The following is a 13,170-nucleotide window of genomic DNA, read 5'->3' as shown; positions in this document are numbered from 1 at the left end:
GCCGGCTCAGAAGCCGAGCTGAGCTCGCGCGGCAAATGCATTGGCCCGATTATCCGGCCCTCCGGGCCTTGCAGCATCGATCCGGATGTAGTTGGCGGAAAAGCGCACATGGCGGTTGGCGTACCAGTTCACCCCGGCCGTCAGGTTCTGCGCGTGGCCGCCCTGCATGCCATCATCGTTGAGCGCCAGGGTGTCGTAGCGCAGGGCCACCTGCCAGGCACCGTAGGGGTGAATCGGCGTGATGGCGCCGAACGCACCCTTGCCCGGCCGGTAGGCAGACGCCCGGGACTCCCCGGTCAGAAAGTAGCTGGCCTGCACATAACCGCCCCGGGCATCGAAGTGCGACTCCTTCCGCCCGACGCGCTTGTGCACGAACTCTCCCTGCACGGCAAGGGGACCGTGAACCACCGCCACCTGGGCATCACCGGCTGTCACGCTGCGGGCATCGGTGATCGGCGCAAACCCGGTATGGGGCCCGAAGCCGACCAGCCGCTGATTCGTGACATGCGTGCCCGGGCGACTCTTGATCGCCACCCTGTGGCGATCGCCCAGGCTCCGGTACTGACCGGCCAGTCCTGCCAGCACCAGCCGGCGCTGACTGCGCACCGGCGTCCAGACACCCCGGCCGACCACGCTCGCCCCGCTGTCGCCGGCGCTGTCCTCATCCTGCACACGGTTGCCAAAGCCACCCAGCCGAGCCGTCCAGTGCTCACCATGCGAGCCTGCCATGAGGCCGATTCGGCGCTTCGGCACCAGCGCCTCATGGATCATCGCAAACTCCATGAAGGTGGCATTGCGATTACCGTTCAGAAACGCCAGCGAGAAGGGCTGTTTGACATTGCCCACCGTAATGGTGGTCGGCCTGAAGCCGCGATACTGCAGGAAGATATCTTCCAGCTGCCGGTTATCCTCCTTGGCGAAGTTGACCTGAAATTTGTAACCCCAGTCATGCTGAACATGACCTTTCACAATCAGCTTGGCATTGCGCATGTCGGTGCCATTGCCCAGCTCCGTACGATCCTGATCGAACACCGCGCCGTCCGCCTGAATCAGGCCGTGCAACCGAATGGCGAACCGATCATCGGTGCTTTTCAGACCCAAGGCGCCCTCCGTGAGCGTCACACTGGAACCGGCTTCATCGGCGCTGGCCGGCAGCGCCGGTACGCCCGGCCCGAGGGTCGCCCAGAGGCCGAGCAGCGGGGGCAGCAGCCGGCGTGCCTGTCGTGGCAACAGCGTTCTTTTATTGAACGATATAACATCACATCTCATGCAGAACAACTTTTCGGGAAGGGAGTGAATGGCAGGATTGCCGGAGGTTCGGCTACCGCCTGACGATCAGCTCGCGACCGGATGCGCGCGTCGAGCGCTCCGACGCCACCGTGGCCGCCGGGAGGAGAGCCAGCCCAGGGCGTAGATGGCAAAGCTCAGCATCGCGATACAGGAGGAAGCCGGCCAGTTGATGTAGTACGAGGCCGCGATGCCGCCCCAGCTTTCGAGCAGCGCCAGCGTTATGGTCAGCGCCAGCCCCGAGGCGACCCGCCCCGTCCAGGCCTGGGCCGCCGCTGCGGGGCCGATGAAGATGGCAAAGCTGAGCAGCGAGCCGATCACCGGTACCGCCATGGCCGCGGTGGCCCCCAGCAGCAGCAGAAACATCAGGTTGAGCGCCGTGACGGGCAGCCCGCGCCCCCGGGCCGCAGGCGCATTGAGACTGGCAAACCGCAGGGGCCGGAACATGAGTATCAGCAGCGCCATCACCACCAGCGAGGTCACCAGCGTCATGTGCAGCTGTTCGTCGCTGATGCCCAGCACACTGCCGAACAGGATACCGATGGCGGCATCCGCATTGGCGCTGTAGAGATTGACGAACAGGATGCCCAGCCCCAGCGAAAACATCAGGATCATGCCGACACTGATATCCCGCTGGCCGACGTTCTCCCCTGCCAGCGCCATCAGAACCGCAGAGGCCAGCACGAAGCCGAACAGCCCGAGCAGGGGGTCGATGCCCAGCAGCGAGGCGCCCGCGGCACCGGCAAAACCGACATTGCTCAGCGCATGCGCCGCGAACGCCTGGCGCCGCAGCACCACGAAGTAGCCGATCGCCGAACCGGCGATCGCAATGCAGCTCGCCGCGGCGAAGGCGTGGCGCATGAACTGCATCTCCAGCAGCGCGGGCCAGGTCATGCGCACCTCCCGGCATCCCGTGCCATTTCGGCAGCACAGCGCGAGCCCCCCGCTGCCTGATCACGCATCACGAACAGGCGACCGCGCTCGCGTACCACATGCATGGGCACGCCATAGAGCGCACTCAGCACCTCGTCGTTGACGATCTCAGCGATGGTACCGAGTCGACCGCTGCCGCCTGCCAGATAGAGCACCTGATCAGCCACATCGACCACCGGATTCACATCATGCGTGCTGAACAGCACGGTCATCCCGAGGCAATCCCTCAGGTGGGCGGCCAGCGCCACGATCTGCTCCTGAGCGGCCGGGTCCAGCGAGGCCAGCGGCTCATCCATGAGCAGCAGCCGGGGCTGATTGACCAGCGCCTGCGCCACCAGCAGACGCTGCTGCTGACCACCGGAGAGCTCGCCCAGCCGGCGCCGGGCCAGTGCATGGCCATCCACCTGAGTCAGCGCATGATCCACCGCTTGTGCCGCGTCCTTCCGGTGCCAGGAGATCCCCCATCGCCGGGCACGCCACGCCGCCGCCACGAATTCACGGCCGATGAACTGGCCGTCATGCAACAGACGACCGGCCTGCGGCACATAGGCGACCGCCGTGCGGGCCCGGCGCGGCGACTGCCCGAACACATCAAGCTCACCCCGATCAAGCCTCACCAGCCCCAGCAGGGTCTCGAACAGGGTCGTCTTGCCGGACCCATTGGGACCTGCCAGCGCCGTGAAGCTGGCCCCGGGCAGCTCGAATGACAGATCACCGAAGGCATGCTGCGCTCCCCTGCCTGCCGCAATCGCGCGTGCCGTCACTGCGGGTCCATCGGCGGCCATGATCAAGACGCCTCTGCCGCGTTATCCAGGGCCTGCTCGATCGCCCTGAGCTGCCTGATCTGCCACTGGGCATAATTATCACCATGCAGTGGAATCGCACTGACCCCCACCACCGGTACGCCGGCTTCCCTGGCGGTACGGACCTCGCTTTCGGTCAGGCGGTTATGCACCTGCCGGTTATAGATCAGCAGCCGCACCCTGTGCTGCTTCAGCCCCTGCAGGAACTCGCTGACCTGCCGAGCGCTGGGCTGGCTGTTGCGCATCGAGGCAAACTGCACGTCGTGGTACAGGTTTTGATAACCCAGCAACCGGATCATGTAGTTGTAGACCGGTACGGTCGCCGTCACGGTCAGATTCGGATATTCGGCAATCAGCTGCTGTATCTGATCGTAGACAGGCAGTAATTCCTTGCGAAACTGCTCAAGGCCATCGCGGTAGTCGCTCTTGTGCGCCGGATCCTGCTCGATCAGGGCCCGGGTGACCTGACCGGCCGTGGCCAGCATGATCCGCGGCGAATAAAACAGGTGCCAGTTGTTGTCCGCCATGATCATGGCGCTGCCGGCCTCACTGGCCCTGACCACCACTCGCCCCTCTCGGTGGGTACCTTCGAGCAGCGGCTCCATCCAGCCATCGAACCCGGCACCGTTCATGACCACCAGATCAGCGTGCTGCAACTGGCGGCCGATCCGAGGGCTGCCCTTGAACTCGTGAGGATTGACGTCCGGACTGTCCAAAAGCGAAGTCACCCTTACATGCTCGCCCCCGATGGTTTCCACCATGCTGCCGTAGCTGCTTTCGGCGGCCACGACGCTGACACTCGGCTCATCGGCGCCGGCCGGACCGGCCAGACCCAGTGCACCGGCCAGCAGCACTGCCCTGCCGGCCCTCCTGCCGCTTCCCCTGCCGAAGACGAGCGACAAGGCGTTGTTCAGAAAGACATTCATGCCTGGCTCCAATATAAATACGATATAACATAACAAAATATGCGAACCACGGGCCCCGTGCCGAGCCTGGATTCAGGGCATCGGCGGCGCCCGATGCCACTCGCTGCTGGCCACGGCATCATGGGCATGCAGGCTCTCGGCATGCACGACCCGCAGCTGAAAGCCGATCACGCCCTCCTGCGCCTTGAGGGTGTGATGCAGGCGTCGCGCGGCATCCTCGCAGAACATCAGATTCTGACCGTTGGCCAGCGCAAAGGCCTGCTCATCGACCCGCTTGACCGCTGTCTGCAGCGCGGTGCCCAGCGCCTCTTCCACGCCATCGATGATTGCCGGCAGCGGCAGTACTTCGAGCGTCCTCTCCAGCTGCAGCGACAGGTGCGCCTGGCTGCGCTGACTGTGGGGTGTGGCCGGAACCCCCTGCTCACTGCCCAGCCAATCATGAACGGCCTCATGGGTCAGTGGCGTCTCCCGAAACCGCTCGTCGAAGGCCTGCTGGATCAGCTGACGGGCCAGCGCCGCCGAACAGGGGCAGGTCGAGGAGTAGCCGATCGTCAGCTCGAGGGTGACCTGCATCCCCTGCGCATCCTTCCGACAGCGCAGGGTAAAGGGATAGCTCTTCCAGCCCGACAGCGGACTGACCATGGCGGGCCGACTGAGCAGCGCCTCGCCACTCAGATCCACAAAGGCAGTGTCCGATAATCCCTGGTGGGTCTCGAGAAAGGCATCGAGGACGCCTTCCACCGCAGCGATGGAGAGCTCGCGATGCTCCAGCGCCCTCAGCGCCAGGTAGAGACGCGACATGTGCACGCCTCGCGCCGCGGGGTCATCCAGACTGACGCCGGCCGAGGCCCGGCCCACGATCCCCTGGCCCGTCACCTGCAACGGCAGGGCAATCCGTTCCATGCCGACCCGGGAGAGCGCCCCCTGCAGCATCGACGACTCCATGGCAATATCGGGCAGCTCGGTTCGGGTCATGACTCCTGGGTCCTTGCAGATCTCATCAAAGGGCGTAACAGCGGCATCACTTTTCATCAGAGCAGTCATCAGAGCAGTCATCAGCGCCTGGCATCAGCGCCTGGCATCAGTGCCAGGCGGGAAAGGGATCCGGCAGGGTCTGCCAGTGCGCCATGCCCGCAGCCAGCTCGTCATCACTCAACAGGCAGTCATCCAGTGCCTGCCGCATGCGGGATTCATTCAGATGCTGGCCGATGAACACCAGTTCCTGACGCATGTCGCCAAAGGGTTCCTGCCACTGGTCCAGGATCGCTTCCCGGTACTCCGGATCCTCCGGCCAGTGCGCCTCCGGTACGGCCTTCCAGAACATCCCGGCGAAACCGTAATGGGCAATGCCGCCGGCCTGGCTCCACTGCCCGGCAAACCGTGGCCGGGTCGCCAGCCAGTAGAATCCCTTCGAGCGCAGCAGCTTGCCGCCGCACCAGTCCCCATGGATCAGCTCGAAGAACTTCTGCGGATGAAACGGCCGCCGCGCCAGATAGGCGAAGCTCGAAATGCCGTACTCCTCCGTCTCCGGGACATGCGCACCGCGCAGCTCCCTGAGCCAGCCCGGTGCCTGCCGAGCCGTTCGAAGCTGAACCGACCGGTATCGAGCACCCTGTCCAGCGGCACCCGACCATGCGACATGGGCATCAGTTCGGCTTCGGGATTGAGCGAGCGCAGGACGGCCGTCAGTTCCTCCAGCTGCGTCATGTCGAGCAGATCGACCTTGCTGATCAGCAGCACATCGCAGAACTCGATCTGATCCACCAGCAGGTCGGCGACGTTGCGCTCATCCTCCTCGCCCAGACTCTCCCCCGCCTCGGCCAGCGACCGGGCCTCCTGATAGTTCGCCAGGAAGTTCGCGCCATCCACCACGGTCACCAGCGTATCCAGCCGCGCCACCCTCGAGAGGCTCTCGCCCGCTTCATCGGTGAAGGTGAAGGTTTCGGCGACCGGCAGCGGCTCGGAGATGCCGGTGGATTCGATCACCAGGTGGTCAAAGCGCCCCTCCTCGGCGAGGCGGCGCACCTCGACCAGCAGATCCTCGCGCAGCGTGCAGCAGATGCAGCCGTTGCTCATCTCCACCAGGCGCTCCCGGGAGCGATCGAGCGAGACCTCACCCGCTTCGGCCTCGTGCTCCGGCATGCCGCGCACCAGGGCGGCGTCGATATTGACCTCACTCATGTCGTTGACGATCACGGCCACGCGGCGGCCCTCGCGATTGGCGAGGATATGGTTCAGCAGCGTGGTCTTGCCGGCCCCGAGAAAACCGGACAGCACGGTCACCGGTAATGCCTGGCCTGTCTGAGTCATCACTGTTCATCCCGTGTTGCGAGGGTGTACCGCCGGGCCCGAAGCGCCCGGCCGGCGGTTGCGCCGCCGGAAAGGCCCGGGCCATCTCCACGGCCGAAATAAAATACGTTATAACATAACAACTTTCAACGTGGCGCATGCGGATCAAGAAGGTGAACCTGTCGTGGCAGGTTCGGCGGGCGCCTTGTCGGCTAGCCCAGCTTCATCCGCCGGAACCGGGAGGTCTGGGTTACCAGTGCCCCGCCCAGCACCGCCGCGGCGGCGATCAGCAGCTGGTAGCTCGGACGGCTCCAGCCCAGCAGTACCAGCAGGATGGCGGCCATCACCGGCACCAGATAGGTCATCACGCCCAGCAGCGTGGAAGGCCCATGGCGCAGTGCATAGCCCCAGCTCATGAAGGCCAGCCCGTAGGGGCCGATACCGATCAGCCCCGCCACCAGCCAGTCCGTGATCGCCACCGAAGGCGCCGGGCCTTCGAACAGCAGGTGCACCACCAGCGCGATCACGCTGACATGCACAAAGAGGGTGCTGTAACCGCGGTTGGACAAACCGCCGGACTGGCGCAGATAGAGTGAAAACGCGATCCACGAGGCGCCGGCCGCCAGCCCTGCCGCGTAGCCCAGCCAGGAGGTCGAGCTGCCGGTGCTGCTGGAGAGTACCAGCGGCATCAGCCCGATGAAGGCCACCGCCGAGCCCAGCAGGGTCCTGAGCCTGATTCCCTTGCCGGCAAGCCGATCGGTGATCAGCACGAAGCCGAGCGGCCAGGTGTAGGTCACCAGGGTTACTTTCGCCGGATCACCGCTCTGCAGTGCCAGAAAATAACCATAGAGGGCGCCGGTCAGCCCGCCGACCGCCATCAGCCAGTAGTGCCAGCCCTGTTTCGGATCGGTGCCGGAGCGATTCGGCTGCAGCCTGCCGAACAGCTGCGCCAGCGCCGATGCACAGATCATCGCCACCGCCGCCACCAGCATCGGCGGCAGGTCCGCCAGGCTGCGCAGTACCGGCAGGCTGGCCCATAATGACACGGTAAAAACACCCGCCATGACACCGTATATCCTGCCCCTGTCATGCATTGCCGATCTCCCGATGGGTTTGCCTGTAGCGCTTGCTGCCGGGTAGTCTGCGAGCTTCGGTGAGATCGGTGAAACAAAGAGTCGTGATCAAACGATCACGAAACGTGATGGCAACCATGACCCAACACAGACCGCTGGATCTCGTGGTGCTGAAGACCTTCGTCAGCGTGGTGGAAACCGGCGGTTTCACGGCCGCCGCCGAGCAGCTGCACCTGGCGCAATCCACTGTCAGCGCCCACATGAGCCGGCTGGAAGACCTGCTCGATCGCCCGCTGCTGCAGCGCGGGCGACGTACCGCCGCGCCCACCCCCGCCGGGGAGCGGCTGCTGGCGCATGCCCGGGAGATGCTGCGCCAGAACGCGCTGGCCTGGCAGGATGTGCGCAACCAGCGCCTCGATGGCGTGGTACGGCTGGGCGTACCGGATGACTACGTGGTCTATCTGCCCGAGGTGCTGGCCGAGTTCGAGGCCCGCTTCCCCGGGGTGGAACTGGAGGTGCGCTGCGGCCTGAGTGTCGACCTGGTGCGGGATGTGAAGGCGGGCGCGCTCGATCTGGCGGTGACCACCCGCCAGCCGCGAAGCCCCGGTGGCGAGGTGCTCTGGCGCGAGCCCATGGTCTGGGCCGGCTCGCCCGGCCACGATACCCACACCCGCACGCCGCTGCCGCTGGCGGTCTCCCAGGAGGGGGTGTGCATCTTTCGGGAACGGGCGCTGGCCGCACTGGATGCCGCCGGCATGCCGTGGCGCATCGCCTACACCAGCGCCAGCCTTTCGGGGCTGCGCTCGGCGGTCCGGGCGGGGCTGGCAATCACCGTACTGACGCCCTCGATGGCCGGCAGCGAGCTGCGCATTCTGGAAACCACCTCGGGGCTCCCCGAACTGCCGGTCACGGAGATCACCCTGCACCGCAGCCCCGGCCGCCCCAGCGAAGCCGCCCGCCAGCTGGCCCTGCGCCTGCAGGAGCGCCTGGCTGCTGCCTGATCACCGTTCGCTTCAACCGGTGGCTGATGCCGGCATCAGCAGCGAGGCGCCGAGGCCCCACATCGTCAGCCCGATCACCCCATCGAGCACCCGCCATGCCACAGGCCGGGCAAAGACCGGGCGCAGCAATGAAGCGCCATAACCGAGCGTGAAGAAGAACACCACCGAGGCCAGCGTGGTGCCCAGGGCAAACGGCCACTGCGCTTGTGCATAGCGGGTCGAGACCGAACCGATCAGCACCACGGTATCGAGATAGACATGCGGGTTGAGCCAGGTCATCGCCAGGCAGAGGCCCAGCGTGGCCAGCAGCGAGGCGGGTGCCGCCTCCCCCGGCAGCAGGGCCGCGCTCCGGTAGCGGGCCGCCCACAGGCTGCGCGCTCCATAGCAGAACAGAAACGCCGCCCCGGCGTAGCGCAGCCACATCGCCAGCCACCCGAACCGTTCGACCAGCGCGGCGAAGCCGAACACCCCGGCCAGGATCAGCACGGCATCGGAGAGAGCGCAGACCACGCAGATCCACAGCACATGCTCGCGGCGAAGCCCCTGGCGCAGCACGAAGGCGTTCTGCGCGCCGATCGCCAGTATCAGCGATAACCCCAGTCCGAAGCCGGCCATGAATGCGTGCATCGTGAATTCCTGCTGCCCCGTGGTGGCCCATCCCGACTGCCCTGCCCGGCAATGCCGAGCGGCCTGAAGCTTATCCGGGCAACCATCGGCCGACCAACGACAACTCGTAATGGGGTATCAGCCCGCCTGATGGTTGCGGTGCTTTACGCAGTGCGGGCACGGCAGGATCATGGCTACAGGCCCATGCACGGACTCATGCCAGAGGTGGCGTGACAGGGCCCATCCGGGGGGGCAACAGGCAGGGAGGCAGCGGTGCCCACGTCGAATCATCAGCTGAGCGACCACTTTCCGGGGTTCGAGAACATCGAGGCCTGGGCCATCGGCTGGAGCCGCACGCGTGAAACGCTGCCCCCGACCCGGCACGACGGCTACCTTCACATCCGGGTGGGCGCGCTCAGACAGCAGGCGCGCTACATCATGACCACGCCGGACCCCGTGAGGGTACGCGCCCTGATCGCGCGCATTCACGAGCCCCACGTTTATATCAAGCTGTTCGCACCGGCCGCCGTGGTCACCCCGTTGCTGCCCGAACCCTGGCAGCTCGACCCGCCGGTCCAGCTGATGACCACCGCGCTCTCGCCGACAGCCGAAGCCCCTGCCCGGCCCTCGGGGTATCGGGCCACCGTGACTTCGCACGAGCACTTCACGGCCATCGAGATCGAAACACGCCATGGCGAACTGGCCGCCAGCGGCCGCCTTGCGCTGGCGCGCGATTACGCCATCTTCGACCAGATCGAAACGCACAGGGCCCACCAGCGCCGGGGGCTGGGCCGACACGTGATGCAGGTGCTGGGGAATATCGCGTGCGACCATGGCGCCCACCGCGCCCTCCTCGGCGCTTCCGAAGAGGGCCAGGCGCTCTATCGTCATCTCGGCTGGGAGAATCTGGCACCGATCTCGTCGATTGCGCGGAAGGTGGCGGGTTGAGGGGGCGGGCATCGGATTGCCACCATTCATGGTGGTCACCCGAAGTTCGATCGCGAAAACCATTGCACAATGAGCGATGCAGTTTTTTCATGACGATCACTCTCTGATCGTCAGCTTGTCTGCCGAGCACTTAATCTGTCATGCGTATCAGCACAACTTCACGTAACATGACGTAAAAAAGAAGTAGCTGATTTATAAGACCAGGCAGGAAAGCATCATGGGCAAGCAGGGTTTAAGCGAACGCGACATCTGTACCAAGTACATTACGCCGGCCATTCAGCAGGCAGGCTGGGATATCCAGACCCAGGTCCGAGAAGAGTACTCCGTCAGCGATGGCCGTATCATGGTGCGCGGTCGGCTCCATACTCGTGCTCGACCGCGCCGTGCAGATTACGTCCTGTGCTTTCAGAGAAACCAGCCCATCGCGGTTATCGAGGCCAAGGATGCCGGTCACTCTCTGAGCCATGGCATGCAGCAGGCGCAGGCATATGCGGAAAAGCTCGATGTTCCTTTTGCCATCAGCTCCAACGGTAGCGGTTTCCTGTTCGCAGACCCACACGGCCTGGTGTTTGACCAAGCCGAAACCGAACTGACGCTTGACGAGCTGCCGGGGCCGGAAGTGCTCTGGTGCGGTTATCGCCGCTGGAAAGGACTGGACGACGAAACCCGGCCTGTCGTGGAGCAGCCCTTTTATGATGATGGCAGCGGCCGCGCACCCCGCTACTACCAGATGGTCGCGATCAACAGGACTGTCGAAGCCATCGCCCGAGGGCAAAATCGCCTGCTTCTGGTCATGGCGACAGGCACCGGCAAGACCTACACCGCCTTTCAGCTGATCTGGCGACTGTGGAAGTCAAGGCGCAAACAGCGCATTTTGTTTCTCGCCGATCGCAATATCCTGGTCGATCAGACCAAAAGCGGCGACTTCAGGCCGTTCGGTGCGGCCATGACCAAAATCACCAAACGCAAGGTCGAAAAGTCGTTCGAAATCTACCTATCGCTGTATCAGGCGGTCACCGGCAGCGAAGAAGAGCAGAACATTTACCGGCAATTCAGCCCGGATTTTTTCGACCTGGTCGTCATCGACGAGTGCCATCGCGGCAGCGCGGCAGAAGACTCTGCATGGCGCTCGATTCTTGAGTACTTCAACGGCGCCACACACATTGGATTAACCGCAACGCCCAAGGAGACTACTGAGGTTTCCAACATCCACTACTTTGGCGAGCCGATCTACACCTACTCGCTCAAGCAAGGCATCGATGACGGCTACCTGGCGCCCTACAAGGTCATTCGTGTCGATCTGGATCGGGATCTTCAGGGATGGCGACCGAATGAAGGCCAAACCGATATTCACGGTGAGCTGATCGAGGACCGCATCTATAACCAACGCGATTTCGACCGCAACCTGATTCTGACTCAGCGTACAAAGCGGGTCGCCCGCACCGTGACCGACTATCTGGCCCAGACCGACCCGATGCAGAAGACCATCGTCTTCTGCGAGAACATTGACCACGCCAAGTGGATGCGAAAAGAGCTGGTTAACCTCAACCCTCAACAGGTCGCCAGAAACCACAAGTACATCATGCGCATTACCGGCGACGAGCAGGTGGGCAAGGCCGAGCTGGATCACTTCATTGATCCCGAGGAGCCTTATCCGGTTATCGCCGTCACCAGCAAACTGATGACCACCGGCGTTGATGCCAGAACCTGCAAGCTGATCGTGCTGGACCAAAACATCCGCTCGATGACCGAGTTCAAGCAGATCATCGGCCGCGGTACGCGTATCGATGAAGCCCACAACAAGTTCTGGTTCACCATCCTCGACTTCCGCAAGGCCACCGAGCTGTTTGCCGATCCCAAATTCGATGGCGATCCGGAAAAGGTATATGTACCCACAGACAATGATCCGCTGCTGCCACCCGATAATGAAGACGACGATACCGGCAACAGCGACGATAGCTCTGAAGGAGGATCTAACCCCTCCGACGACGACACTATCGTTGACCCACCCGAATCCCCTTACGGTGGTGGCGACGAGCCTCCCGGCGGAGTTGGCGAATCTCCCAGTAAGTATATCGTCGATGACGTCAGCGTTTCCGTGCTCGGCCAGCGCGTGCAGTACCTCGGCCCGGACGGCAAGCTGATTACCGAGGAACTGACCGACTACACCCAGAAAACAGTGAAGGCGCACTACGCCACCCTGAACGACTTCCTGCGCCGCTGGGAGGAAAGCGAGCGCAAGCAGGCGGTGCTGGATGAGCTGGCCGAACAGGGCGTGTTCTGGGAAGAGCTGATGGCCGAAGTTGAAAAGCACCTGGGGGATGCACCGGATCCGTTCGATGCCATCGTTCATATCGTCTATGACCAACCTGCACTGACCCGCCGTCAGCGCGCCACCAAAGCGCGACAGTCAGATTACTTCACGCGGTTTGAGGGCCAGGCCCGCGCCGTACTGGATGCTCTGCTCGACAAGTACGCCGACAGCGGTGTGACCATCATCGAAGATACCAAGGTGCTGAATCTGGCCCCGCTGGACCAGCTGGGTACGCCCGTGGAACTGGCTCAAGCCTTTGGTGGCAAGTCAGCCTATCAGCAGGCGGTGAAGGGACTCGAAGCGCGCATCTACGCCGGTTAAAAACCAAGGCAAGGAAGTTTTATGCAATATGCAGATATCGTGATCGGCGGTTGCGCGACGAGCTGTGATCACCCCCTGACGATCGGCGGTCATAACGTTGGTTTTTTAATCCAACCACTCAAGGAACACTGCGACTTTAAGCAAAGCAGCAATCGAAAGGCCTGGTGCCTGTCATTTTTTCAGGACAGCGCTTTCGAGCGTACTGTAACTGTCTTTTTCAAGGATACACCCGATAATCTGCATGACCCCAAGGCATGGTGGATCAACACCGAAGACCAACCGGATCATCATCGCTTTGAAGAAAATGTATCCCTATTTCTTCGAGGATCCAGGACCAAACGACTAAATGAATCTGTATATTGCAAGCAGGAAACCAGACTTGTCGTCGACAAGAAAAACATGGTGCTTTTCTGCAACAGTCATAAGCAATTCGAACGTGCCGTTGTTTGCCAGGCGCTGGCATTAGCGTACAAGAATGCCCTGATCACCGGCATGCATGAATTGACGCAATGTATCAAGTCCAACGATGAGCAACATCTGATCAAACTGTATGAAGACATGCTGCGCTTTAAGGAATCGCTGATCAATTCGTCTCTGAGCGGTTGAAGGGCTCAGAGTGGCACAACCATCGCGTCAGCGATCATTTTCTGACCACCTCAGGTGGTCCGT

At 63.0% G+C, this 13,170-nt stretch carries 11 protein-coding genes and 1 pseudogene; 4 read left to right on the top strand and 8 right to left on the bottom strand.

Features of this window, described 5'->3' with window-relative positions; translation table 11 throughout:
- Nucleotides 1-6: 6 nt before the first annotated feature.
- From C7446_RS11935 to C7446_RS11905, 7 genes and pseudogenes are all read right to left on the bottom strand, one after another.
- Nucleotides 7-1,230: an OprO/OprP family phosphate-selective porin gene (locus C7446_RS11935; protein ID WP_170150072.1), complete on the bottom strand. Its 1,224-nt coding sequence runs from the start codon at nt 1,228-1,230 to the stop codon at nt 7-9.
- Between the two features lie 105 nt (nt 1,231-1,335).
- Nucleotides 1,336-2,181: a metal ABC transporter permease gene (locus C7446_RS11930; RefSeq protein WP_121173346.1), complete on the bottom strand. Its 846-nt coding sequence runs from the start codon at nt 2,179-2,181 to the stop codon at nt 1,336-1,338.
- On the bottom strand, nt 2,178-3,005 hold the full coding sequence (locus C7446_RS11925; protein WP_121173345.1) for a metal ABC transporter ATP-binding protein: 828 nt from the start codon (nt 3,003-3,005) through the stop codon (nt 2,178-2,180). The genes C7446_RS11930 and C7446_RS11925 overlap by 4 nt, the downstream gene beginning before the upstream one ends.
- Nucleotides 3,006-3,007: 2 nt before the next feature.
- Complete coding sequence (locus tag C7446_RS11920) at nt 3,008-3,949, bottom strand: metal ABC transporter solute-binding protein, Zn/Mn family (RefSeq protein WP_147408765.1); 942 nt, start codon at nt 3,947-3,949, stop codon at nt 3,008-3,010.
- A gap of 72 nt (nt 3,950-4,021) precedes the next feature.
- On the bottom strand, nt 4,022-4,924 hold the full coding sequence (folE2, locus tag C7446_RS11915) for a GTP cyclohydrolase FolE2 (protein WP_121173343.1): 903 nt from the start codon (nt 4,922-4,924) through the stop codon (nt 4,022-4,024).
- A gap of 106 nt (nt 4,925-5,030) precedes the next feature.
- A pseudogene (zigA, locus tag C7446_RS11910) lies at nt 5,031-6,259 on the bottom strand (zinc metallochaperone GTPase ZigA).
- 191 nt (nt 6,260-6,450) lie between these two features.
- Nucleotides 6,451-7,302, bottom strand: coding sequence for a DMT family transporter (locus C7446_RS11905; protein WP_170150071.1), 852 nt, complete (start codon nt 7,300-7,302; stop codon nt 6,451-6,453).
- Nucleotides 7,303-7,448: 146 nt separating this feature from the next.
- Between C7446_RS11905 and C7446_RS11900 the strand changes: the two genes are divergently transcribed.
- Entirely contained in the window at nt 7,449-8,312 is an 864-nt protein-coding gene (locus tag C7446_RS11900; RefSeq protein ID WP_121173596.1) for a LysR substrate-binding domain-containing protein, read from the top strand.
- Between the two features lie 12 nt (nt 8,313-8,324).
- Here the strand turns inward: C7446_RS11900 and C7446_RS11895 are convergent, their stop codons facing one another.
- The gene (locus tag C7446_RS11895) at nt 8,325-8,939 is read right to left on the bottom strand and encodes a LysE/ArgO family amino acid transporter (protein ID WP_121173341.1); all 615 of its coding nucleotides are present in this window, start codon (nt 8,937-8,939) and stop codon (nt 8,325-8,327) included.
- Nucleotides 8,940-9,191: 252 nt separating this feature from the next.
- On the opposite strand from C7446_RS11895, the gene C7446_RS11890 reads away from it, so the two are divergent.
- The 3 genes from C7446_RS11890 to C7446_RS11880 all read left to right on the top strand — a co-directional run bounded on the left by C7446_RS11890 (nt 9,192) and on the right by C7446_RS11880 (nt 13,107).
- Nucleotides 9,192-9,866 (top strand): GNAT family N-acetyltransferase, encoded by a 675-nt coding sequence (locus tag C7446_RS11890; protein WP_121173340.1) that lies wholly within the window; start codon nt 9,192-9,194, stop codon nt 9,864-9,866.
- A gap of 217 nt (nt 9,867-10,083) precedes the next feature.
- Nucleotides 10,084-12,501 (top strand): EcoAI/FtnUII family type I restriction enzme subunit R, encoded by a 2,418-nt coding sequence (gene hsdR / locus C7446_RS11885; RefSeq protein ID WP_121173339.1) that lies wholly within the window; start codon nt 10,084-10,086, stop codon nt 12,499-12,501.
- Nucleotides 12,502-12,522: 21 nt separating this feature from the next.
- Nucleotides 12,523-13,107, top strand: a complete 585-nt coding sequence (locus tag C7446_RS11880; RefSeq protein ID WP_121173338.1) for a hypothetical protein — start codon at nt 12,523-12,525, stop codon at nt 13,105-13,107.
- Nucleotides 13,108-13,170 lie beyond the last annotated feature (63 nt).

The organism is Kushneria sinocarnis (assembly GCF_003633775.1).
Classification (GTDB): Bacteria; Pseudomonadota; Gammaproteobacteria; order Pseudomonadales; family Halomonadaceae; genus Kushneria; species Kushneria sinocarnis.
This window is presented reverse-complemented; position numbering and strand designations above follow the sequence as displayed.

Excerpts from the sequence above, each read along its gene's own strand:
- folE2 (WP_121173343.1), bottom strand. The coding sequence starts at position 4,924 with ATGACCCGAACCGAGCTGCCCGATATTGCCATGGAGTCGTCGATGCTG.
- C7446_RS11880 (WP_121173338.1), top strand. The coding sequence starts at position 12,523 with ATGCAATATGCAGATATCGTGATCGGCGGTTGCGCGACGAGCTGTGAT.
- C7446_RS11895 (WP_121173341.1), bottom strand. The coding sequence starts at position 8,939 with ATGCACGCATTCATGGCCGGCTTCGGACTGGGGTTATCGCTGATACTG.
- C7446_RS11925 (WP_121173345.1), bottom strand. The coding sequence starts at position 3,005 with ATGGCCGCCGATGGACCCGCAGTGACGGCACGCGCGATTGCGGCAGGC.
- C7446_RS11900 (WP_121173596.1), top strand. The coding sequence starts at position 7,449 with ATGACCCAACACAGACCGCTGGATCTCGTGGTGCTGAAGACCTTCGTC.
- C7446_RS11905 (WP_170150071.1), bottom strand. The coding sequence starts at position 7,302 with ATGGCGGGTGTTTTTACCGTGTCATTATGGGCCAGCCTGCCGGTACTG.
- C7446_RS11920 (WP_147408765.1), bottom strand. The coding sequence starts at position 3,949 with ATGAATGTCTTTCTGAACAACGCCTTGTCGCTCGTCTTCGGCAGGGGA.
- hsdR (WP_121173339.1), top strand. The coding sequence starts at position 10,084 with ATGGGCAAGCAGGGTTTAAGCGAACGCGACATCTGTACCAAGTACATT.
- C7446_RS11930 (WP_121173346.1), bottom strand. The coding sequence starts at position 2,181 with ATGACCTGGCCCGCGCTGCTGGAGATGCAGTTCATGCGCCACGCCTTC.